At 70.5% G+C, this 20,427-nt stretch carries 18 protein-coding genes; 2 read left to right on the forward strand and 16 right to left on the reverse strand.

What is annotated here, in order from left to right:
- Nucleotides 1–10: 10 nt before the first annotated feature.
- The 11 genes from nuoK to AC5677_RS17485 are packed head-to-tail and all read right to left on the reverse strand — an operon-like array spanning nt 11 to nt 10,929.
- On the reverse strand, nt 11–310 hold the full coding sequence (gene nuoK, locus AC5677_RS17435; RefSeq protein ID WP_018090964.1) for an NADH-quinone oxidoreductase subunit NuoK: 300 nt from the start codon (nt 308–310) through the stop codon (nt 11–13).
- Nucleotides 307–1,185, reverse strand: coding sequence for an NADH-quinone oxidoreductase subunit J (locus AC5677_RS17440; RefSeq protein ID WP_497195940.1), 879 nt, complete (start codon nt 1,183–1,185; stop codon nt 307–309). Before AC5677_RS17440 ends, nuoK begins: the two co-directional genes overlap by 4 nt.
- Nucleotides 1,182–1,826, reverse strand: a complete 645-nt coding sequence (gene nuoI, locus AC5677_RS17445) for an NADH-quinone oxidoreductase subunit NuoI (protein ID WP_497195941.1) — start codon at nt 1,824–1,826, stop codon at nt 1,182–1,184. Before nuoI ends, AC5677_RS17440 begins: the two co-directional genes overlap by 4 nt.
- Nucleotides 1,819–3,210, reverse strand: coding sequence for an NADH-quinone oxidoreductase subunit NuoH (nuoH, locus tag AC5677_RS17450; RefSeq protein WP_497195942.1), 1,392 nt, complete (start codon nt 3,208–3,210; stop codon nt 1,819–1,821). Before nuoH ends, nuoI begins: the two co-directional genes overlap by 8 nt.
- Nucleotides 3,210–5,711: an NADH-quinone oxidoreductase subunit G gene (locus tag AC5677_RS17455; RefSeq protein WP_497195943.1), complete on the reverse strand. Its 2,502-nt coding sequence runs from the start codon at nt 5,709–5,711 to the stop codon at nt 3,210–3,212. Before AC5677_RS17455 ends, nuoH begins: the two co-directional genes overlap by 1 nt.
- Nucleotides 5,708–7,081, reverse strand: coding sequence for an NADH-quinone oxidoreductase subunit NuoF (gene nuoF / locus AC5677_RS17460; RefSeq protein WP_497195944.1), 1,374 nt, complete (start codon nt 7,079–7,081; stop codon nt 5,708–5,710). Before nuoF ends, AC5677_RS17455 begins: the two co-directional genes overlap by 4 nt.
- Entirely contained in the window at nt 7,081–7,932 is an 852-nt protein-coding gene (gene nuoE / locus AC5677_RS17465) for an NADH-quinone oxidoreductase subunit NuoE (RefSeq protein WP_497196659.1), read from the reverse strand. The genes nuoF and nuoE overlap by 1 nt, the downstream gene beginning before the upstream one ends.
- 17 nt (nt 7,933–7,949) lie before the next feature.
- Nucleotides 7,950–9,272, reverse strand: a complete 1,323-nt coding sequence (locus tag AC5677_RS17470) for an NADH-quinone oxidoreductase subunit D (RefSeq protein ID WP_497195945.1) — start codon at nt 9,270–9,272, stop codon at nt 7,950–7,952.
- Nucleotides 9,272–10,009: an NADH-quinone oxidoreductase subunit C gene (locus AC5677_RS17475; protein WP_497195946.1), complete on the reverse strand. Its 738-nt coding sequence runs from the start codon at nt 10,007–10,009 to the stop codon at nt 9,272–9,274. The genes AC5677_RS17470 and AC5677_RS17475 overlap by 1 nt, the downstream gene beginning before the upstream one ends.
- On the reverse strand, nt 10,006–10,560 hold the full coding sequence (locus AC5677_RS17480; RefSeq protein ID WP_497195947.1) for a NuoB/complex I 20 kDa subunit family protein: 555 nt from the start codon (nt 10,558–10,560) through the stop codon (nt 10,006–10,008). Before AC5677_RS17480 ends, AC5677_RS17475 begins: the two co-directional genes overlap by 4 nt.
- 9 nt (nt 10,561–10,569) lie before the next feature.
- Nucleotides 10,570–10,929 (reverse strand): NADH-quinone oxidoreductase subunit A, encoded by a 360-nt coding sequence (locus tag AC5677_RS17485; protein ID WP_385590571.1) that lies wholly within the window; start codon nt 10,927–10,929, stop codon nt 10,570–10,572.
- Between the two features lie 770 nt (nt 10,930–11,699).
- Between AC5677_RS17485 and AC5677_RS17490 the strand changes: the two genes are divergently transcribed.
- Both AC5677_RS17490 and AC5677_RS17495 read left to right on the forward strand, forming a co-directional pair.
- A complete protein-coding gene (locus AC5677_RS17490; RefSeq protein ID WP_497195948.1) occupies nt 11,700–12,494 on the forward strand; it encodes a C40 family peptidase in 795 nt (264 codons plus the stop codon).
- A gap of 192 nt (nt 12,495–12,686) precedes the next feature.
- Nucleotides 12,687–13,520 carry an ATP nucleotide 3'-pyrophosphokinase gene (locus tag AC5677_RS17495; RefSeq protein WP_497195949.1) on the forward strand — a complete coding sequence of 278 codons (834 nt, stop codon included), beginning with the start codon at nt 12,687–12,689 and terminating at the stop codon, nt 13,518–13,520.
- 8 nt (nt 13,521–13,528) lie between these two features.
- On the opposite strand, the gene AC5677_RS17500 is transcribed toward AC5677_RS17495, so the two are convergent.
- The 5 genes from AC5677_RS17500 to AC5677_RS17520 all read right to left on the reverse strand — a co-directional run bounded on the left by AC5677_RS17500 (nt 13,529) and on the right by AC5677_RS17520 (nt 20,426).
- Entirely contained in the window at nt 13,529–14,362 is an 834-nt protein-coding gene (locus AC5677_RS17500; protein WP_497195950.1) for an alpha/beta fold hydrolase, read from the reverse strand.
- A gap of 230 nt (nt 14,363–14,592) precedes the next feature.
- Entirely contained in the window at nt 14,593–15,876 is a 1,284-nt protein-coding gene (locus AC5677_RS17505) for a geranylgeranyl reductase family protein (RefSeq protein WP_497196660.1), read from the reverse strand.
- Between the two features lie 241 nt (nt 15,877–16,117).
- The gene (locus AC5677_RS17510; RefSeq protein ID WP_497195951.1) at nt 16,118–18,544 is read right to left on the reverse strand and encodes a serine/threonine kinase C-terminal domain-containing protein; all 2,427 of its coding nucleotides are present in this window, start codon (nt 18,542–18,544) and stop codon (nt 16,118–16,120) included.
- Nucleotides 18,545–18,783: 239 nt separating this feature from the next.
- The gene (locus AC5677_RS17515) at nt 18,784–19,482 is read right to left on the reverse strand and encodes a demethylmenaquinone methyltransferase (protein WP_497195952.1); all 699 of its coding nucleotides are present in this window, start codon (nt 19,480–19,482) and stop codon (nt 18,784–18,786) included.
- Between the two features lie 395 nt (nt 19,483–19,877).
- Nucleotides 19,878–20,426 carry an imidazolonepropionase-like domain-containing protein gene (locus tag AC5677_RS17520; protein ID WP_497195953.1) on the reverse strand — a complete coding sequence of 183 codons (549 nt, stop codon included), beginning with the start codon at nt 20,424–20,426 and terminating at the stop codon, nt 19,878–19,880.
- Nucleotide 20,427 lies beyond the last annotated feature (1 nt).

Raw genomic sequence — 20,427 nt, forward strand, 5'->3', positions numbered from 1 at the left:
GTGCGACCCCTTACAGCTTCATCAGGCTGGCGTCGTCGACCGAGGCCGTATGACGGGTGCGGAAGATCGACACGATGATCGCCAGGCCGACCACGACCTCGGCCGCGGCGACGACCATCGTGAAGAAGGCGATGATCTGGCCGTCGAGATTCCCGTGCATCCGCGAGAAGGTCACGAAGGCGAGATTGCAGGCGTTGAGCATCAGCTCGATGCACATGAACACCACGATGGCGTTCCGCCTGATCAGCACCCCGGCCGCGCCGATGGTGAACAACAGGGCGGCCAGATAGAGGTAGTAGACCGGGTTCATTTCTTGGCCTCCTCCTTGTGCTCCTTCGGCGAGACGCCACCGGACGGCGAGGACGGTGGTGTCTCGGGATGTTCGGAGCCGCGCTCCAGCCATTCCTCCGAGCGCTGCTCCAGCGCCTTGAGCTCGGCGAGCGACTCGCGGGAGACATCGCGGATCTGGCCGCGGCCGCGCAGCGTCGGGTTGACGGTGAGTTCGGACGGGGTGCCGTCGGGCAGCAGGCCCGGGATGTCCACGGCGTTGTGCCGGGCGTAGACACCGGGGGCGGGCAGCGGCGGGACCTGCTTGCCTTCCTTGACCCGCGCGATGGACCGCTCGCGCTGGCTGCTGGCGCGCTCCGTACGCTCCCGGTGGGTGAGCACCATCGCGCCGACGACCGCCGTGATCAGCAGCGCGCCGGTGATTTCGAAGGCGAAGACGTACTTGGTGAAGATGAGCGCGGCCAGGCCCTGCACATTGCCGCCGGCGTTGGCCTCGCCCAGGCCGTTGAACTCCTTGAGCGAGGCGTTGCCGATGCCGGCGATGAGCAGGATGCCGAACCCGATGCCGAGGCCCGCGGCGAGCCAGCGCTGGCCCTTGAGGGTCTCCTTGAGGGAGTCCGCCGCGGTGACGCCGACCAGCATGACGACGAAGAGGAACAGCATCATGATCGCGCCCGTGTAGACGACGATCTGGACGACGCCGAGGAAGTACGCACCGTTGGCCAGATAGAAGATCGCCAGGACGATCATGGTCCCGGCGAGTGAAAGGGCGCTGTGTACGGCACGCTTCATCATGATCGTGCACAAGGCGCCGATGACGGCGACGATGCCCAGGATCCAGAACTGCACGGCCTCCCCGGAGGACGTCGTGGAGGCCGCGGCGGCGAGGCCGGTCATGCGTGTGCCTCCTTCCCCTGAGAGGCGTCGTCGGGCTTCCCCTGGGCGGAGTCCGCACCCTCGGCCGGGTCCGGAGACTCCGACGGAGGACGCTCCCCCTTGGAGACGGCGACCTGACGGACCGCGCCGGGCGCGGCCTCGGTCACCAGCCCGTTGTAGTAGTCCTTCTCCGTCATGCCGGGGTAGATCGCATGCGGCGAATCGACCATGGTCTCTTCCAGGCCGGCGAGCAGCTCTTCTTTCGTGTAGATGAGCGATTCGCGGGACCGGTCGGCGAGTTCGTACTCATTGGTCATGGTCAGCGCGCGGGTGGGGCAAGCCTCCACGCACAGGCCGCACAGAATGCAGCGCAGGTAGTTGATCTGGTAGACGCGGCCGTACCGCTCGCCCGGGGAGTAGCGCTCCTCGTCGGTGTTGTCCGCGCCCTCGACATAGATCGCGTCGGCCGGGCAGGCCCAGGCGCACAGCTCGCAGCCGATGCACTTCTCCAGGCCGTCCGGATGGCGGTTGAGCTGATGGCGACCGTGGAAACGCGGGGCCGTCGGCTTCTTTTCCTCCGGGTACTGCTCGGTCAGCCGCTTCTTGAACATGGCCTTGAAGGTCACGCCGAAGCCGGCCACCGGGTTCTGGAAGTCAGGCACCGTCGCCCCCCTTTCCGTCGGTCTCATTTCCGTCACTGACAGTGTCCACCCGACCACTGACAATCAACTCCCGGTCGCCCCATCGAGGGCTCCGCCGCGGCACCGGCGGCAGGCTCTGTCCGGGCAGCGGCGGTACGGGGAAGCCGCCGGCCATCGGGTCGAACTCCGTCTCGCCGTCCGGCTCTTCCTCCCGTTCCCCGCGCCGGAAGAAGTCCACGACGAGCGAGATCAGCAGCAGGGTGATGGCGCCCCCGGCGACGTAGAGCACGATCTGCTGGAAGTTGTAGCCCTCGTTCTTCAGCGCCCGGACGGTGGCGACCAGCATCAGCCAGACCAGCGAGACCGGGATGAGGACCTTCCAGCCGAACTTCATCAGCTGGTCGTAGCGCACCCGCGGGAGCGTGCCGCGCAGCCAGATGAAGAAGAACAGCAGCAGCTGCACCTTGATCGTGAACCAGAGCATCGGCCACCAGCCGTGGTTCGCGCCCTCCCAGAAGCTGGAGATGGGGTACGGGGCCCGCCAGCCGCCCAGGAACAGCGTGGTCGCGACCGCCGAGACCGTGACCATGTTCACGTACTCGGCGAGCATGAACATCGCGAACTTGATGGACGAGTACTCGGTGTTGAAGCCGCCGACGAGGTCGCCCTCGGACTCCGGCATGTCGAACGGCGCGCGGTTGGTCTCGCCGACCATCGTCGCGATGTAGATGAGGAAGGACACCGGCAGCAGCAGGATGTACCACTTGCTCTGCTGCGACTCCACGATCGTGGAGGTCGACATCGACCCGGAGTAGAGGAAGACCGACGCGAAGGCGGCGCCCATCGCGATCTCGTACGAGATCATCTGGGCGCAGGAGCGGAGGCCGCCGAGCAGCGGGTAGGTCGAGCCGGAGGACCAGCCCGCCAGGACGATGCCGTAGATGCCGACGGAGGCCGTGGCCAGGATGTAGAGGATGCCGATCGGGAGGTCGGTGAGCTGCATCGGGGTGCGGACGCCGAAGATCGAGACCTCGTTGTCGGCGGGCCCGAAGGGGATCACGGCGATCGCCATGAAGGCCGGGATGGCCGCGACGATCGGCGCGAGGATGTAGACCGCCTTGTCGGCCCGCTTGACGACCAGGTCCTCCTTCAGCATCAGCTTGATGCCGTCGGCGAGGGACTGGAGCATGCCCCAGGGGCCGTGCCGGTTGGGGCCGATGCGCAGCTGCATCCACGCGACGACCTTGCGCTCCCAGACGATGGAGAACAGCACGGTCAGCATGAGGAACGCGAAGCAGAAGACCGCCTTGATGACGACCAGCCACCAGGGGTCGCGGCCGAACATCGACAGGTCTTCCTGCGCCAGCGTGGTTCCCACGGCTGCCAGTTGATCGAGCCGCTGCATCAGGCCTCCTCCTTGGCGGGCTCCGGCGTACCGGGTACGGCGGAGACCTTCACCAGCTCACCGGGGTGCGCCCCGGTGTCGGCGGCGACTCCGCCGCCCACCGAATTCAGCGGCAGCCACACGACCCGGTCGGGCATCGGCGTCACCTGGAGCGGCAGCCGGACCGATCCGGCCGGTCCGGTGACCGCCAGCAGGTCGCCGTCCTTGACGCCGGCCTCCTCGGCGGTGGCCGCCGAGAGCCGGGCGACCGCGGCGTGCCGGGTGCCGGCCAGCGCGTCGTCGCCCTCCTGGAGCAGCCCCTGGTCCAGGAGGAGCCGGTGTCCGGCCAGTACGGCCTCGCCGCTGTCGGGTCGGGGCATCGGGCGCCCGGTACCCAGAGGCTCCCCGGCGTACGGTCCGTCCCAGCCGCCGAGCCGGTCCAGTTCACGGCGTACGGAGCGCAAGTCCGGCAGCGCCAGGTGGACGTCGAGGGCGTCCGCGAGCATGTGCAGCACCCGGGAGTCGGGGAGCAGATGCCGGCGGGTCATCTGGTCGGGCTTGAGCGCGGCCTCGAACGGCCTGGCCCGGCCCTCCCAGTTGAGGAACGTTCCGGCTTTCTCGACGACGGCCGCCACCGGGAGGACCACATCGGCCCGGTCGGTGACCTGCGAGGGCCGCAGTTCCAGGCTGACCAGGAAGCCGACCTCGTCCAGGGCGGTCAGTGCGCGGGCCGGGTCGGGCAGGTCGGCGACCTCGACGCCGGCCACCAGGAGCGCGCCCAGTTCGCCGGTCGCCGCGGCCTCGATGATCTGACCGGTGTCGCGGCCGTGCCGGTGCGGGAGTTCGGCCACGCCCCAGGCGGCGGCGACCTCGTCGCGGGCCCGGGGGTCGGTGGCGGGGCGGCCACCGGGCAGCAGCCCCGGCAGCGCGCCCGCCTCGAGGGCGCCGCGTTCGCCGGCCCGCCGCGGGACCCACATCAGCTGGGCGCCGGTGGCGGCGGCGGCGCGGACCGCGGCGGTCAGGGCGCCGGGCACCGTGGCGAGCCGCTCGCCGACGAGGATCACCGCCCCGTCGGCGCGCAGTGCCTCGGCCGCGGTGTGCCCCTCGCCCTCCAGGCCGACGCCGCCCGAAAGGGCGTCCAGCCATTCGGTCTCGGTGCCGGGCGCGGCCGGGAGCAGTGTGCCGCCCGCCTTGATCAGGCCGCGGGAGGCGTGGGTGGCGAGCCCGTACGTGCGCTGGCCGCTCTTGCGGTGCGCCTTGCGCAGTCGCAGGAAGACGCCGGGCGCCTCCTCTTCCGCCTCGATGCCGGCCAGGAGGACGGCCGGGGCCTTCTCCAGGGCGGTGTAGCTGAGGCCCGTGCCGTCCAGGTCGCGGCCGCGGCCGGCGACCTTCGCCGCCAGGAAGTCGGCTTCCTCGGCGCTGTGTGCCCGCGCCCGGAAGTCGATGTCGTTGGTGTCCAGGGCGATCCGGGCGAACTTGGCGTAGGCGTAGGCGTCTTCGACGGTCAGCCGGCCGCCGGTCAGGACGCCGGTGCGCCCCTTGGCCGCGGCCAGCCCGCGGGCCGCCGCTTCGAGCGCCTCCGGCCAGCTCGCGGGTTCCAGTTCGCCCTCGGCGTTGCGGACGAGGGGCCGCTCCAGCCGGTCCCGCTGCTGGGCGTAGCGGAAGCCGAACCGCCCCTTGTCGCAGATCCACTCCTCGTTGACCTCGGGGTCGTTGGCGGCCAGCCGCCGCATGACCTTGCCGCGCCGGTGATCCGTACGGGTCGCGCAGCCGCCCGCGCAGTGTTCGCAGACCGACGGCGAGGAGACCAGGTCGAAGGGGCGGGAGCGGAAGCGGTAGGCGGCGGAGGTGAGGGCGCCGACCGGGCAGATCTGGATGGTGTTGCCGGAGAAGTACGACTGGAAGGGGTCGCCCTCTCCGGTGCCGACCTGCTGGAGGGCGCCGCGTTCGACGAGCTCGATCATCGGGTCGCCGGCGATCTGGTTGCTGAAGCGGGTGCAGCGTGCGCACAGGACGCAGCGCTCGCGGTCCAGCAGCACCTGGGTGGAGATCGGCACCGGCTTGGCGAAGGTGCGCTTCTTGCCCTCGAAGCGCGATTCCGGGTCGCCGACCTGCATCGCCTGGTTCTGCAGCGGGCATTCGCCGCCCTTGTCGCAGACCGGGCAGTCCAGCGGGTGGTTGATCAGCAGCAGCTCCATCACCCCGCGCTGGGCCTTCTCGGCCACCGGGGAGGTCAGCTGCGACTTGACGACCATGCCGTCGGTGCAGGTGATGGTGCACGAGGCCATCGGCTTGCGCTGGCCCTCGACCTCGACGATGCACTGCCGGCAGGCGCCCGCCGGGTCCAGCAGCGGGTGGTCGCAGAAGCGCGGGATCTCGATGCCGAGGAGTTCGGCGGCGCGGATGACCAGCGTCCCCTTGGGGACGGAGATCTCGATGCCGTCGATCGTCAGGGTGACGAGGTCCTCCGGCGGGATCGCCGCCTCGCCGCCTCCCGAGGGAGCACTTGTGGTGACGGTCATGCATTCACCCCCAGGTGAGCGTCGTTGTCGGCCCACAGGGTCGACTTGGCGGGGTCGAAGGGGCAGCCCTTGCCGGTGATGTGCTGCTCGTATTCCTCGCGGAAGTACTTGAGCGAGGAGAAGATCGGCGAGGCGGCGCCGTCGCCGAGGGCGCAGAAGGACTTGCCGTTGATGTTGTCGGCGATGTCGTTGAGCTTGTCGAGGTCGTCCATCACGCCCTTGCCGGCCTCGATGTCGCGCAGCAACTGCACCAGCCAGTAGGTGCCTTCACGGCAGGGTGTGCACTTGCCGCAGGATTCATGCGCGTAGAACTCGGTCCAGCGGGTGACGGCCCGTACGACGCAGGTGGTCTCGTCGAAGCACTGGAGCGCCTTGGTGCCGAGCATCGAGCCGGCCGCGCCGACGCCCTCGTAGTCGAGGGGGACGTCGAGGTGCTCGTCGGTGAACATCGGTGTGGACGATCCGCCCGGTGTCCAGAACTTCAGCCGGTGGCCGGGGCGGATGCCGCCGCTCATGTCGAGCAGCTGGCGCAGGGTGATGCCCAACGGGGCTTCGTACTGGCCGGGGTTGGTGACATGGCCGCTGAGCGAGTAGAGCGTGAAGCCCGGGGACTTCTCGCTGCCCATCGACCTGAACCAGTCTTTTCCTTTGTTCATGATGGCGGGAACCGACGCGATGGATTCGACGTTGTTCACCACAGTGGGGCAGGCGTAGAGGCCCGCCACCGCCGGGAAAGGAGGACGCAGCCGGGGCTGTCCGCGACGGCCTTCCAAGGAGTCGAGCAGCGCGGTTTCCTCACCGCAGATGTACGCGCCGGCGCCCGCGTGCACGATCACATCCAGGTCGAGTCCCGAGCCGAGGATGTCCTTTCCGAGGAAGCCCGCCGCATGCGCCTCGCGCACGGCCTCGTGCAGCCGGCGCAGTACGGGGACGACCTCGCCGCGCAGGTAGATGAAGGCGTGGTTCGACCGGATCGCATGGCAGGCGATCACGATCCCCTCGATGAGGGAGTGCGGGTTCGCGAAGAGGAGCGGGATGTCCTTGCAGGTCCCGGGCTCCGATTCGTCGGCGTTGACAACTAGATAGTGCGGTTTGCCGTCGCCCTGCGGGATGAACTGCCACTTCATGCCGGTCGGGAAGCCGGCGCCGCCGCGGCCGCGGAGTCCGGAGTCCTTGATGTACGCGATGACGTCGTCGGGGGCCATGGCGAGGGCCTTGCGCATGCCCTCGTAGCCCTGGTGGCGTCGGTAGGTCTCCAGCGTCCAGGATTCGGGCTCGTCCCAGAAGGCGGACAGAACGGGCTCGAGGATCTTCTCGGGGTCGCTGCCGGCCTCGGGCCGGGTGCCCCCGTATTCGGCTGCCACGGTCATCACTCCCCCTCCTCTGCGATCGGTCCGGCCGGATGCTGGGGATCGGAGGCCGCGGTCTGCTGTGGCGCGTCGTGCGAACTCGGATGGCCCGAGGGGGGCGGTTCGTCGGGGTGGCCGCTGGGGGGTTCTTCCGCGGGCGTGGCCGCGGGGGTGCGGGGTGCGATGACGTGGTCCGTGCCGCGGCCCGGGGCCGGCTCGCCCTTGGCCAGCCGCAGCCCGATCAGCGAGGCGGGGCCCGCGCCGCCGGTGGCCTCGACGGCGCCCGGCCGCTCGTCGGGGAAGCCGGCGAGGATCCGGGCGGTCTCCTTGTAGGTGCACAGGGGGGCGCCGCGGGTGGGTTCGACGGACCGTCCGGCCCTCAGGTCGTCCACCAGCCGTTTGGCGGTCTCGGGCGTCTGGTTGTCGAAGAACTCCCAGTTGACCATCACGACGGGGGCGAAGTCGCAGGCGGCGTTGCACTCGATGTGTTCGAGGGTGACGGCGCCGTCCTCGGTGGTCTCGCCGTTCTCGACGCCGAGGTGCCGCTTCAGCTCGTCGAAGATGGCGTCGCCGCCCATCACCGCGCAGAGGGTGTTGGTGCAGACCCCGACCTGGTAGTCGCCGCTCGGCTTGCGGCGGTACATGGAGTAGAAGGTCGAGACCGCGGTGACCTCGGCGGTGGTGAGGTCGAGCATCTCGGCGCAGAAGCGGATGCCGGTGCGGGTGACGTGCCCTTCCTCGGCCTGTACGAGGTGCAGCAGCGGCAGCAGCGCGGAGCGGGAGCCGGGGTAGCGGGCGATCACCTCCTTGGCGTCGGCCGCCAGCCGGGCCCGGACATCGGCCGGGTAGTCGGGGGCGGGGAGTTGGGGCATGCCCAGCTGGACGTCGTTCACCGGTCGACGCCTCCCATCACGGGGTCGATGGACGCGACGGCGACGATGACGTCGGCGACCTGGCCGCCTTCGCACATCGCCGCCATGGCCTGCAGGTTGGTGAAGGACGGGTCGCGGAAGTGCACGCGGTAGGGGCGGGTGCCGCCGTCGCTGACGGCGTGGACGCCCAGCTCGCCCTTGGGGGATTCCACGGCCGCGTAGGCCTGTCCGGGCGGGACGCGGAAGCCCTCCGTCACCAGCTTGAAGTGGTGGATCAGGGCCTCCATCGAGGTGCCCATGATCTTCTTGATGTGGTCCAGGGAGTTGCCGAGGCCGTCCGGGCCCAGGGCCAGCTGCGCCGGCCAGGCGATCTTCTTGTCCTCGACCATGACCGGCCCCGGCTCCAGCCGGTCCAGGCACTGCTCGACGATGCGCAGCGACTGGCGCATCTCCTCCAGCCGGATCAGGAAGCGGCCGTAGGAGTCGCAGGTGTCCGCGGTCGGCACCTCGAAGTCGTAGTTCTCGTATCCACAGTACGGCTGCGATTTACGCAGGTCGTGGGGGAGTCCGGCGGACCGCACGATGGGGCCGGTGGCGCCGGTGGCCAGGCAGCCGGCCAGGTCGAGGTAGCCGATGCCCTCCATCCGGCCCTTGAAGACCGGGTTGCCGGTGGCGAGCTTGTCGTACTCGGGGATGTTCTTGCGCATCTTCTTCACGAAGGCACGCACCTGGTCGACGGCGCCGGGGGGCAGGTCCTGGGCGAGGCCGCCGGGCCGGATGTAGGCGTGGTTCATCCGCAGGCCGGTGATCAGCTCGTAGATGTCGAGGATGAGTTCCCGGTCGCGGAAGCCGTAGATCATGATCGTCGTGGCGCCCAGCTCCATGCCGCCGGTGGCGATGGCCACCAGGTGGGAGGACATCCGGTTGAGCTCCATCAGCATCACGCGGATGACCGAGGCCCGGTCGGGGACCTGGTCGGTGATGCCCAGCAGCTTCTCGACGGCCAGGCAGTAGGCGGTCTCGTTGAAGAAGGGGGTGAGGTAGTCCATCCGCGTGACGAAGGTGGTGCCCTGCGTCCAGGTCCGGTATTCGAGGTTCTTCTCGATGCCGGTGTGCAGATAGCCGATGCCGCAGCGGGCCTCGGTGACGGTCTCGCCGTCGATCTCCAGGATCAGCCGGAGCACGCCGTGCGTGGAGGGGTGCTGCGGCCCCATGTTGACGATGATCCGCTCGTCGTCGGCCTGGACGGCACGCGCCGCGATCTCGTCCCAGTCGCCGCCGGTGACGGTGTAGACCGTGCCTTCCGTCGTGTCGCGCGGGGTTACAGGAGGAGTGGTCATCAGCTGTACGACCTCCGCTGGTCGGGAGCCGGGATCTGCGCGCCCTTGTACTCGACGGGGATGCCGCCGAGCGGGTAGTCCTTGCGCTGCGGGAAGCCCTGCCAGTCGTCGGGCATCATGATCCGCGTCAGCGCCGGGTGGCCGTCGAAGACGAGCCCGAAGAAGTCATAGGTCTCGCGCTCGTGCCAGTCGTTGGTCGGATAGACGCTGACGATCGAGGGCACGTGTGGGTCGGCGTCGGGCGCGGAGACCTCCAGCCGGATGAGCCGGTTGTGGGTGATCGAGCGCAGGTGGTAGACGGCGTGCAGCTCGCGCCCCTTGTCGCCGGGGAAGTGCACCCCGCTCACGCCCGTACAGAGCTCGAAGCGCAGCGCCGGATCGTCGCGCAGCGTCCTGGCGACGGCGGGCAGGTACTCCCGCTCGATGTGGAAGGTCAGCTCGTCGCGGTCGACGACGGTCCTGGAGATCACGTTCTCCGGGACCAGGCCCTGCTCGTCGAGTGCGCCCTCCAGCTCGTCGGCGACCTCGTCGAACCATCCTCCGTAGGGCCGCTGGGCCGCCCCGGGCAGCCTTACGGACCTGACCAGGCCGCCGTAACCGGTGGTGTCGCCGCCGTTGTTGGCGCCGAACATGCCGCGGCGGGTGCCGATGACCTCGCCGGTGTCGTCGCGCTGGACGGGGACGCCGTTGCCGTTGTGGTTCCCCTGGTCGCTCTCGGGGTTCTTCGGCTCACTCACCGCAGCAGTCCCTTCATCTCGATCAGCGGGAGTGCCTTGAGCGCCGCTTCCTCCGCCTCGCGGGCCGCCTGCTGCTGGTTGACCCCGAGCTTGGTGTCCTGGATCTTGCGGTGCAGCTTGAGAATGGCGTCCATCAGCATTTCGGGACGCGGCGGGCAGCCCGGCAAATAGATGTCAACGGGAACGATGTGATCAACGCCCTGCACAATCGCGTAGTTGTTGAACATGCCGCCCGATGAGGCGCACACGCCCATGGAGATCACCCATTTCGGGTTCGGCATCTGGTCGTAGACCTGCCGCAGAACGGGCGCCATCTTCTGGCTCACCCGGCCGGCCACGATCATCAGATCCGCCTGCCGCGGGGAGCCGCGGAAGACCTCCATGCCGAAGCGGGCCAGGTCGTAGCGCCCGGCGCCGGTCGTCATCATCTCGATGGCGCAGCAGGCCAGCCCGAAGGTCGCGGGGAAGACCGATGATTTGCGTACCCAGCCCGCGGCCTGTTCGACAGTGGTCAGCAGAAAGCCGCTCGGCAGCTTCTCTTCAAGTCCCATGGGTGACCCCTAGTCCCATTCCAGGCCGCCACGACGCCAGACATAGGCGTAGGCGACGAAGACGGTGAGCGCGAAGAGGAGCATCTCGACGAGCCCGAAGATCCCGAGGGCGTCGAAGGTGACGGCCCAGGGGTAGAGGAAGACGATCTCGATATCGAAAACGATGAAGAGCATCGCCGTCAGGTAGTACTTGATCGGAAAGCGACCGCCGCCGGACGGCTGCGGGGTCGGCTCGATTCCGCATTCGTACGCCTCAAGCTTCGCCCGGTTGTAGCGCCTGGGTCCGACGAGCGTGGCCATCACGACAGAGAAGATCGCAAAGCCTGCCCCGAGGGCTCCCAGTACGAGGATGGGCGCGTAAGCGTTCACCGTCCTCGCTCCCTTCAGTCGACGATGACTGGATGGCGGTCCGCTCGGGCCGGCTGGGCTGCCCCGGAGAGATCGTGCATATGTGAGGCAGTTCACAAGCCCGAACGCCTGCATCTTATGCCCGCCGGTCTGTGATCTGCGACACGGGGTGCGGCAACGACTTTGTGATCTTCACCACCTGACGAAGGATCATGAAGCCGGATGAGCGTTGATCTTCGTACGCGAAGCGCCCGAGTGATCACGAGAGGTGACATTCAGCGGGGTTACCGCTGGTCAGGACGTCGTCGCCCTATCAAGTGATGCCCTTTGCAAGCAAATTGGTGCTGGACGAGGCCAACTGCTATACGAGGCGGACGCCGTTGGGTGATCCGTCCGTGATGCGCTCGTGATCGTCGGCGCGTGCCCGCATTCACGAGCGGTCGGCCGAGGGGGCGACAGGGGGGCGGCCGGGCGGCATCGCCGAGCGGCCTCCGCCGTCAGATCACGGGAACATAACGGACACTCAAGAGTGACCTATCCCACGCCTTTTCAAGCGATAAGTCCTTGACGGCCGGGAAGCCTTGGCGTGGCGGATGTGGAGGTGATAAGCCCTTCCGACCTCCGCAACGGGCAGCAAATGCCATGCGTAGGAACATGATCGCGAAATCCGGACATCGCGCTTCCGGTAAGGCGCGCGGAAAAAAGTCCGTTTTATTCGTCGCGTACGCGTCAAATGTGGCGCACCCCACCTTTGTTGGCAGCAACCTGCGGCTCCTGATAGCCGTGGTGCCATGTCCCCGAACGCACTCATACCCAGCCACCGGAAGCCCCGCCGTTCCGCGTCCTCGCGGGCACTGCGTGCGGGCGTGACCGGTGGCTTCCTCACCCTCGCGGTGACCGGCGCGACCGTGCCGGCCAACGCCGCGGAAAAGCCCGTCTCCGAAACGCAGGAGATGCCCACGATCACGACGGCGCTGGCCACCAGCGCCGCCCAGAGCGCGGACACCGCTCAGCAGGTCGCCTTCGACTACGAGCGCCAGGCCCTCCAGGACAGTGCCCTCGCCCGGGCCGCCGAGGCCGCGGAGAAGCACAAGGCCGCCGCCGTGAAGAAGGCCAAGGCCGAGGCCGAGGCCAAGAAGAAGGCCGCCGAGGCCCGTAAGGCCAAGGAAGCGGCCCAGGCCCGCGCCTCGCGCTCCGACGACCGCACCTCGCTGTCCGTCTCCCCCGCCACCGGCTCCTCCGCCACCCTGGTCTCCTTCCTCAAGGCGCAGCTCGGCAAGGCGTACGTCCTCGGCGCCACCGGCTCCTCCGCGTACGACTGCTCCGGCCTGACCCAGGCCGCGTTCAAGCAGATCGGTATCGACCTGCCGCGCGTCTCGCAGGACCAGTCCACCCAGGGCACCCAGGTCGGCCTCGACAACCTCCAGGTCGGCGACATCCTGTACTGGGGCAGCGCGGGCAGCGCCTACCACGTCGCCGTCTATGTCGGCGACGGCAAGTTCATCGGCGCCCAGAACCCGAGCACCGGCATCGTCGAGCGCCCGCTCAGCTACGACATGCCCACCGGTGCGGTGCGCGTCCTCTGAGACCGCCGCATCCACGGTTCCCGTGCAGGGCCGCCCCTCCCCAGGGGCGGCCCTTCGCCGTACGGGCCCCCGGAGAGCGGCCGATTCTCACCGCTACCGATGAGCTCCGCGCGCCGTTGCATCTCTCGTCACATGTCGCACATATGCCACTTGGGCGCCGTGCGGCATCCGTAGAGAGGACACCGCGCTCCGATGCACACCGATCGCTCCGCCCTGCGCACCGCCCGGGGCACCGTCACCCGGGCCGCCACCGCCGCCGCCCTCGCCTCCGCGCTCGCCCTGGGCGCCGTCCACACCGCGACCGCCTCGGCGCCGTCCGCCACGCAGACCCGGGCCGATGCGCCCGCCGGCGGCTGGAACCAGGACGGCCTCTCCCTCAACGCCGCCGACAACAAGACCGTCGACGCCTTCGTCGCCCGCGCCCGGCGCGCCGAGCGCTCCATCAGCCCCCAGGTGCGCGCCGCGGCCGTACTCAGCCACGCCGAACTGATCGGCTTCGACCAGCGGCTGAAGTCCCCGGACTCGCTCAAGCGGAAGGTCGCCACGCGGATGCAGGAGACCCCGGGGCAGACCGTCGACGATTCGCTCGCCCAGATCAATGACGCGGTCCGCTTCACCCTGCAGTGGCCGTCCGGTCGGTACTCCCGGGGCGTCGCCACCGCCGCCGGGCTGCTGTCCTCCTGGGGCAACGACTCCACCCGCTGGTCCAACACCTGGCACCGGGCCGCCGGCTACAAGGCGATCAACTCCGCCTGGCGCGCGCCCCTCTCCGGCCAGCACTTCGAGGTGCAGTTCCACACTCCGGAGAGCAAGGCGGCACAGCTGGAGACCCACAAGCTGTACGAGGAGCAGCGGCTGCCCGGCACCCCGCCCGAGAGGGTGCGCGAGCTCCAGGAGCAGCAGAACGCGATCTTCGCGGCGGTGCCGGTGCCGGCCGGCGCCGAGCGGCTGACCGCGCCGGTCCGCCGGCTGCCGGTCCCGGTGGGCGCACTGCTGTCCTCAGGGGTCCCCGGGATCACCTCGTAGCGGCCCGGTCACCTCGTAGCGGCCCGGTCCTCCTCGATGAACGCCAGCACGTCGGCATTGAGCTGGGCGTGGTGGCTGGCGTAGATCCCGTGCCCGGCGGTCGGGTACTCCTTGTACGTCGTGCCCGGGATCAGCTTGGCGGTGCGCCGCCCGGTGACGTCCACCGGCGCCGAGAAGTCGGCGGCGCCGTGGACGATCAGCGTCGGGATGTCGATCTCGCGGAGCCCGGCACGGCTGTCGGTGCTCAGCGCCGCCTGCTGCGCCTGGAGGGTCGCCCAGGGCGAGGCCGACAGACACTGCGCCATGGTGTGCTCGATGAGGGCGGGCGAGACGTCATTGCCCAGGTGGGTGGCGAAGAACGCCTCCTGCTGGCGCGCCAGCCACTTGGGCCGGTCCGCCCGCAGCGCCGCCATCGACGCGGCGACGGCGGCCTCCGGCAGACCCTCCGGGTTGTCCTCCGTACGCATCAGGAACGGCAGCATCGCCGCGATGAACGCCGCCCGCGCCACCCGTCCCGAGCCGTGCCGCGCCAGGTAGCGCGCGATCTCGGCGCCGCCCAGCGAGTGCCCGACCAGGGTCACGCCCCGCAGATCGAGGTGCTCCAGCAGCGCGGCCAGGTCGTCGGCCGTCGAGTCGATGTCGTAGCCGGTGGAGGGCCGGTCCGAGCGGCCGTGCCCGCGCCGGTCGAAGGCGATGCAGCGGAAGCCGCTCTCGGCGAAGAAGGGAAGCTGGTACTCCCACATCTCGGTGCTGAGCATCGCACTCGAGACAAAGACGATCGGGTCGCCGTGGCCGTAGTCCTCGTAGGCGAGGCGGGTACCGTCGTGGGTCTCGAAGAACATGGCGATTCCTCCCGTTGCAGTCTGCTGCGGTGCCTTCACCGCGAGCCGTTCGCGATGTGCTCAAGATTGCCGGGAGACGGCGGGTGGCTCAATTACGTGGGAGGTCATGGTCCGATGAGCCACGGAGAGCGGGGAGTTGGCGCGGGGCCCGCACGACCGGCCGGGGCGCGGCGCCCTGCCCGACGCGCCCGCCGAGCCCCGCACGAGGCTCGGCGGACCCGCGCACGGGCTCACGCCTTCGGGGCCACCTTGCTCAGCCCGTTGATGATCCGGTCCATCGCGTCCCCGCCCGTCGGGTCCGTGAGGTTCGCGAGCATCTTCAGGGTGAAGCGCATCAGGAGGGGGTGGGTCAGACCGCGCTGGGTAGCGATCTTCATGACCTTGGGGTTGCCGATGAGCTTCACAAAGGCGCGGCCCAGGGAGTAGTAGCCGCCGTAGGTCTCCTTGAGGATCTTGGGGTAGCGGTTGAGGGCCAGCTCGCGCTGGGCGTAGGTGGCGCGGGCCTGGGCCTGGACGATGACCTCGGCGGCGATGGAGCCGGACTCCATGGCGTACGCGATGCCCTCGCCGTTGAAGGGGTTGACCAGGCCGCCGGCGTCGCCGACCAGGAGGAGGCCCTTGGTGTAGTGGGGCTGGCGGTTGAAGGCCATGGGGAGGGCCGCGCCGCGGATCGGGCCGGTCATGTTCTCGGGGGTGTAGCCCCAGTCGGCGGGCATCGACGCGCACCAGGCCTTGAGGACCTCGCGCCAGTCCAGCTCCCGGAAGGCGGAGCTGGAGTTGAGGATGCCGAGGCCGACGTTGCTCGTGCCGTCGCCCATGCCGAAGATCCAGCCGTAGCCGGGCAGCAGCCGGTCCTGGGCGCCGCGCCGGTCCCACAGCTCCAGCCAGGACTCGAGGTAGTCGTCGTCGTGGCGGGGGGAGGTGAAGTACGTGCGGACGGCGACGCCCATCGGGCGGTCCTCGCGGCGGTGCAGGCCCATGGCCAGCGAGAGCCGGGTGGAGTTGCCGTCGGCGGCGACCACGAGCGGGGCGTGGAAGGTGACCGGGGTCTTCTCCTCACCGAGCTTGGCGTGCACGCCGGTGATGTGGCCGGTGAGGTCGTTGATGATGGGCGCGCCGACGTTGCAGCGCTCGTAGAGGCGGGCGCCGGCCTTCTGGGCCTGGCGGGCCAGCTGCTCGTCGAAGTCGTCGCGCTTACGGACCAGTCCGTAGTCGGGGTACGAGGCGAGGTCCGGCCAGTCGAGCTGGAGGCGGGAGCCGCCGCCGATGATGCGCAGGCCCTTGTTGCGCAGCCAGCCCGCTTCCTCGGAGATGTCGATGCCCATGGCGACCAGCTGCTTGGTCGCGCGCGGGGTCAGACCGTCGCCGCAGACCTTCTCGCGCGGGAACGCGGTCTTCTCCAGGAGGAGCACGTCCAGGCCGGACTTGGCCAGGTGGTAGGCGGTGGCCGAGCCGGCGGGCCCGGCGCCGACGACGATCACGTCCGCGCTGTACTCGGAGCGGGGTGCGGTCACGGACTCGGTCACGGACGCGGACTCGGTCACGGGGGGTCTCCCGAAGTCGATGGATGCGGTCGACCTCTCGGGCTCTGGATCTCGGGCTCTGGGTGTCGACCGGCGGGGCAGGTGCAGTCTATGGGGGCCTCGGCGATCGGAAACTGAAGGGTTGGGGCCGTGCGCCTGCCGCCCCGCGCGGGTGTGCCGCCGGGCGAGGGGCCCGACGGCACGAGCGCGCGGGGCGGCCCGCCTCGTCCCGCTAGTCGACGTCCGTTGCGGACACCTCCCAGGTGCTGAGCGCCGTGCTGAACACCTTGTCGTTCGCCGGGTCGTAGAGGGTGTCCAGGCACTCGTAATAGATGCTGTACTCGGTGCCGTCGGCGGCGACATACGCCTGGTCGAGGGCGTGGATGCGGAGACCCTCCTCGTTGACGTAGGTGAACTCCCAGCGGGCACCCTCGCTGTTCCGGAAGGTGTTCCGCTTCAGCTCCGTCCGCTGGTAGTCCGTGCGCTTCTTGGCGCCCTTCTCCATGCTGAGGAAGTTGTCGTACGAGGACTGCGGGGCGTGGGCGATGACGCCGATGCGCAGATACGACCTGCCGGTCGGCGCCTTGTAGTCGACCTGGGTGCCCTTCACCGAGCGCTGCCAGTCCTTCGTCACGCCGAGGGAGAAGCCGTACTCGTCGTGCTTCCGCTCGAAGCCGGCGGGCAGGCCCGCGTCGGAGGAGGACGACGAGGACGGCGAGGCGGACGCGGAGGGCGAGTCGGTGGGGGTCGGGGTGGTGGAGGGGGCAGGGGTGGCGGTGGGGACGTCGCTCTTCTCGGCGGCGGGCTTCTCGGTCGCCTTGTGGTCGCCGGTGCCCGCCTGGTGGTTCTTGTAGTACAGCGCGCCGGCCGTGGCTCCGCCGCCGATCAGGAACGCGATGAGGGCCATCGACACCCACTTCACGGCGCGCCGCCGGGCGGGGCGGGGCTCCTCGGGGACGGCGGGCGCGGCCTCGGGGGTGGCTTGGGGCGTGGCCGCAGGCGTGGCCTGAGGTGTGGACGGAGGCGTGGGTGCGGCCTCGGGGGCGGACGTCGCCGCCGGAGCGGGCGGGACCGCGGGCCCGTGCGCCGGGGCCCCGGCGGGCGGCGCGGCCGGCATACCGGGAGGCGCCGTGGGCGCCGCGGGAGCGCCGTACGGGGCGGCCGGGGCGGCGGGCACGGCCGCGTTGCGGCGGCCGACCATCATCCGGAGATACGGAGCGATCAGCGCCGCGCCGAACGTCCACAGCAGCGCGAACAGCAGCGTTTCGGCGCCGCCCGCGGCCAGTTCGCCGTGTGCCGCGTAGCGGGAGCCGCCGTCGCCGCCGTACCCGCCGTACTCACCGCCGTCGCCGCCGTAGTCACCCCCGTAGCCGCCCCCGGAACCGCCGCCGTACCGGCCTCCGTAGTCGCCACCGAGGCCGCCGCCGGAGCTCGCCTCCTGGAAGGACGCCGACACGTTGGCCCCCGCCGCCCACACCACCAGCACCAGTGCGACCACGAAGAAACCCGCGGCCAGCAGCTGTTCGCGCCGGTCGGCGCTGCGCCGGACGGTCAGGAAACCGACCAGCAGCGCGCAGGCCAGGCCGCCGACGATGACGCCGAACAGCGCCCAGTCGCCGCCGAACCGGCCCAGCTCGGCATAGCCGATCGACTGCCGGCCGGACTCCAGGAACGGAAGGTTGGGCACATTCCACTCGACGTTCACCGGTGCGCCCCAGGCCATCGCCAGCGCGATCGCGCCGAGGTTGGGCAGCATCACCAGCAGGGCGACCACATCGCCGCCCTCGATGTCGTCCGCCGTGGCGAGGAGGGTCACGAAGGCGACCAGACCTGCCACCAGGACGACGGTGACCAGCGCGATCAGCGCGGTCCGCAGGGCGTTGAGGGTGACCCGCCACCCGGGCCGGAGCGCGAGCCAGCCCCGCGCCTCGTCGCGCGCCAGCACCGAACCGCTCACCACGGCCGCCAGCAGGAAGGAGCACAGCAGCGCGCGCCAGGCGGACGAGGACAACTCCAGTCCGTCGTAGGACGGCTGGGCCAGCAGGCCGAGCGCCAGGGTGCCGGCGCCGCACAGTACGGCGATCCGCAGCACCGCCTCCAGTACGGCCGCCCCCGAGACGGCCGTACCGGGTATCGCGGCCGGTACGGAAGCGCCCGGCGCCCCGGCCACGGCGGCCGCGCGACGGGCCTTACGGGCGGCAACGGCCAGCAGCGTCACCCACAGCCCCGTGATCACCAGCGGCACCAGCGACACCGACATCTCGCCGTCGAGGCCCTCGCCGAACCCGCCCAGGGGTCCGGTGGCGCTGCCGGAGAGGGTGACCCCGCCGCCCACACCCTGGAGCAGCAGGGCGAGGAAGCACCGCATCCGGGTGCCCCAGCCGAGCCCGGCGTGGTCCGTGTCCTCCGACGAGAAGATGCCGAGCACACACGCGAGGACCAGCAGCATCAGCGTCGGCCAGGCCGCGATCTTCAGCGCCGCAAGCCAGTCGCCCCTCATCGTGCGGCCGAGGAAGGCACCGAGGGTCGACGGGACGGCGGGGGCGGCGGACGGCGGACGGCCGGGCGGCGCCGCCGGGACGGGCGGCCGCACCGGGGGCGGCGGGGGCGCGCCGGGCGCGGGCGGCACGGCGGCCTGCCGCTCCCGGCCGCACTCCATACAAAAGCGCGCCTCGGGCGGCGAGGCGGAACCACATTCCGGGCAGGAGGCGGAACGCTCGGACAAATCGGACTCCGGGAACTCACGGGCAGCGCGAACAGCTACCACTCGCGAACGTAGGGACATGGCTGCCCTACGCATGGTTCCCGCCAATTCACGCCCTGTGAAGCGACGTTATCCAAGCGAGTCCGTCGGCGGGGGCCCGGCCGCAGCCGCGGCCCCGGCCACAGCGGTTCCGCTCAGCCGGCCGGCTTGGTCCCCCGGTGGAGCGCGACCACGCCACCGGTCAGATTGCGCCAGGCGACCTTCGTCCAGCCCGCGCCCTGCAACTTGGCGGCGAGTTCGGGCTGGTTGGGCCAGGTGCGAATGGACTCGGCGAGGTAGACGTACGCGTCCGGGTTGCTGCTGACCGCGCGGGCGACCGGCGGCAGCGCGCGCATCAGGTACTCGGTGTAGACGGTCCGGAACGGCGCCCAGGTCGGCTCGCTGAACTCGCAGATCACGACCCGGCCGCCCGGCTTGGTGACCCGGTACAGCTCGGCCAGCGCGGCGTCCGTGTCCTGGATGTTGCGCAGCCCGAAGGAGATGGTGACGGCGTCGAAGACCCCGTCCGCGAACGGCAGCCGGGTGCCGTCACCGGCCGTGAAGGGCAGCCACGGGTGCCGCTTCTTGCCCTCCTGCAGCATGCCGACGGAGAAGTCGCACGGCACGACGTACGCGCCGGTCCGGGCGAACGGCAGTGAGGAGGTGCCGGTGCCGGCCGCGAGGTCGAGCACCCGCTCGGCGGGCCGGGCGGCCACCGCGCGGTCCACCTCCTTGCGCCACAGCCGCGCCTGCCCGAGGGAGAGCACGTCGTTGGTGAGGTCGTACCGCGCCGCCACGTCGTCGAACATCGCGGCGACTTCGTGCGGCTGCTTGTCCAGGGATGCTCGGGTCACCCGGCCATTGTCCACCGTGCCGGGGCCGTCACGTGCACCGGGCACGCCTATCTGCGGCAGCCCACCGGGGCCGTCACGTGCACCGGGCACGCCTCCCCGCGGCGGCCCGCCGGAGCCGGCGCCCGCACCGCGCACCGCCCCGCGCCGGAGCGCTGGTCGGGGACGGCCGGCATACCCCCTCGGAACAGCCGGCCGTCCAACGGTGCGCAGTGCATCGTGAGCGGCCGGGCGCCGGCCGTCCCCGCGTCAGCGATCCTGCCGGGCAGAATTCGCCATTCCGTTTCCGTTGACGCCGCCCTGACGTGCACCGGGGACGCGTTGACGGTTCCTTGACGAAGATCACCGAGGCCGGTTTCCCGGTCCCCGGGTCGGGCCGCTCAGGGGCGGGCGGATCGTCAGCGCCGCCGGTGGACGAGCCGGCCGGCCAGCACGGTGACCAGGCACGTCCCGTCCTCGGCGAACACCGCGAAGTGGGCCGGCCCCCCGACGGCCAGCACCCGCGGGGCCGGGCCCGGCAGCTCCACAAGACCGGAACGCTGCACGGCCGTACGGACCGCGGGCCGGGTGAACGGCCCGGTCAGCGCCGTCGTCCCGGCCGCCAGCAGGCGCTGCAGCCCCCGCCGGGCGCTGGCTCCCCACCGCGTCTCGGTCATGCCGAGCGCGGCGAGCGCCTCGCCTGTGAGGGGCTCGCCGCCCAGCTCGTCGGCCTCGCGGGGATCGGGATGGTAGGCGGCCTCCAGCAGCGCGGCCCCGTCCGGCTCGTAGCGCCCCGGCGTCAGGACGCCGTCCCACTCCCGTACGCGCGCGCCGCCGTATGCCGCGAGCAGCTCCTCGTACGGGCCGATGGCGGCGATCCGGGCGCCGTCGACGACGACCGCGTGCCCGGCGGCCGGCGCTCCGTCGTGGGCGAGCCGGACACCGCGCACGCGGTGAAGTGTCAGCATC

It is taken from the genome of Streptomyces sp. JLSY215 (assembly GCF_059682825.1).

Excerpts from the sequence above, each read along its gene's own strand:
- AC5677_RS17480 (WP_497195947.1), bottom strand. The coding sequence starts at position 10,560 with ATGGGACTTGAAGAGAAGCTGCCGAGCGGCTTTCTGCTGACCACTGTC.
- AC5677_RS17520 (WP_497195953.1), bottom strand. The coding sequence starts at position 20,426 with ATGCTGACACTTCACCGCGTGCGCGGTGTCCGGCTCGCCCACGACGGA.
- nuoH (WP_497195942.1), bottom strand. The coding sequence starts at position 3,210 with ATGCAGCGGCTCGATCAACTGGCAGCCGTGGGAACCACGCTGGCGCAG.
- AC5677_RS17510 (WP_497195951.1), bottom strand. The coding sequence starts at position 18,544 with ATGGAGTGCGGCCGGGAGCGGCAGGCCGCCGTGCCGCCCGCGCCCGGC.
- AC5677_RS17455 (WP_497195943.1), bottom strand. The coding sequence starts at position 5,711 with ATGACCGTCACCACAAGTGCTCCCTCGGGAGGCGGCGAGGCGGCGATC.
- AC5677_RS17500 (WP_497195950.1), bottom strand. The coding sequence starts at position 14,362 with ATGTTCTTCGAGACCCACGACGGTACCCGCCTCGCCTACGAGGACTAC.
- AC5677_RS17440 (WP_497195940.1), bottom strand. The coding sequence starts at position 1,185 with ATGACCGGCCTCGCCGCCGCGGCCTCCACGACGTCCTCCGGGGAGGCC.
- nuoK (WP_018090964.1), bottom strand. The coding sequence starts at position 310 with ATGAACCCGGTCTACTACCTCTATCTGGCCGCCCTGTTGTTCACCATC.
- nuoE (WP_497196659.1), bottom strand. The coding sequence starts at position 7,932 with ATGCCCCAACTCCCCGCCCCCGACTACCCGGCCGATGTCCGGGCCCGG.
- AC5677_RS17470 (WP_497195945.1), bottom strand. The coding sequence starts at position 9,272 with ATGACCACTCCTCCTGTAACCCCGCGCGACACGACGGAAGGCACGGTC.
- AC5677_RS17490 (WP_497195948.1), top strand. The coding sequence starts at position 11,700 with ATGTCCCCGAACGCACTCATACCCAGCCACCGGAAGCCCCGCCGTTCC.
- AC5677_RS17495 (WP_497195949.1), top strand. The coding sequence starts at position 12,687 with ATGCACACCGATCGCTCCGCCCTGCGCACCGCCCGGGGCACCGTCACC.
- nuoF (WP_497195944.1), bottom strand. The coding sequence starts at position 7,081 with ATGACCGTGGCAGCCGAATACGGGGGCACCCGGCCCGAGGCCGGCAGC.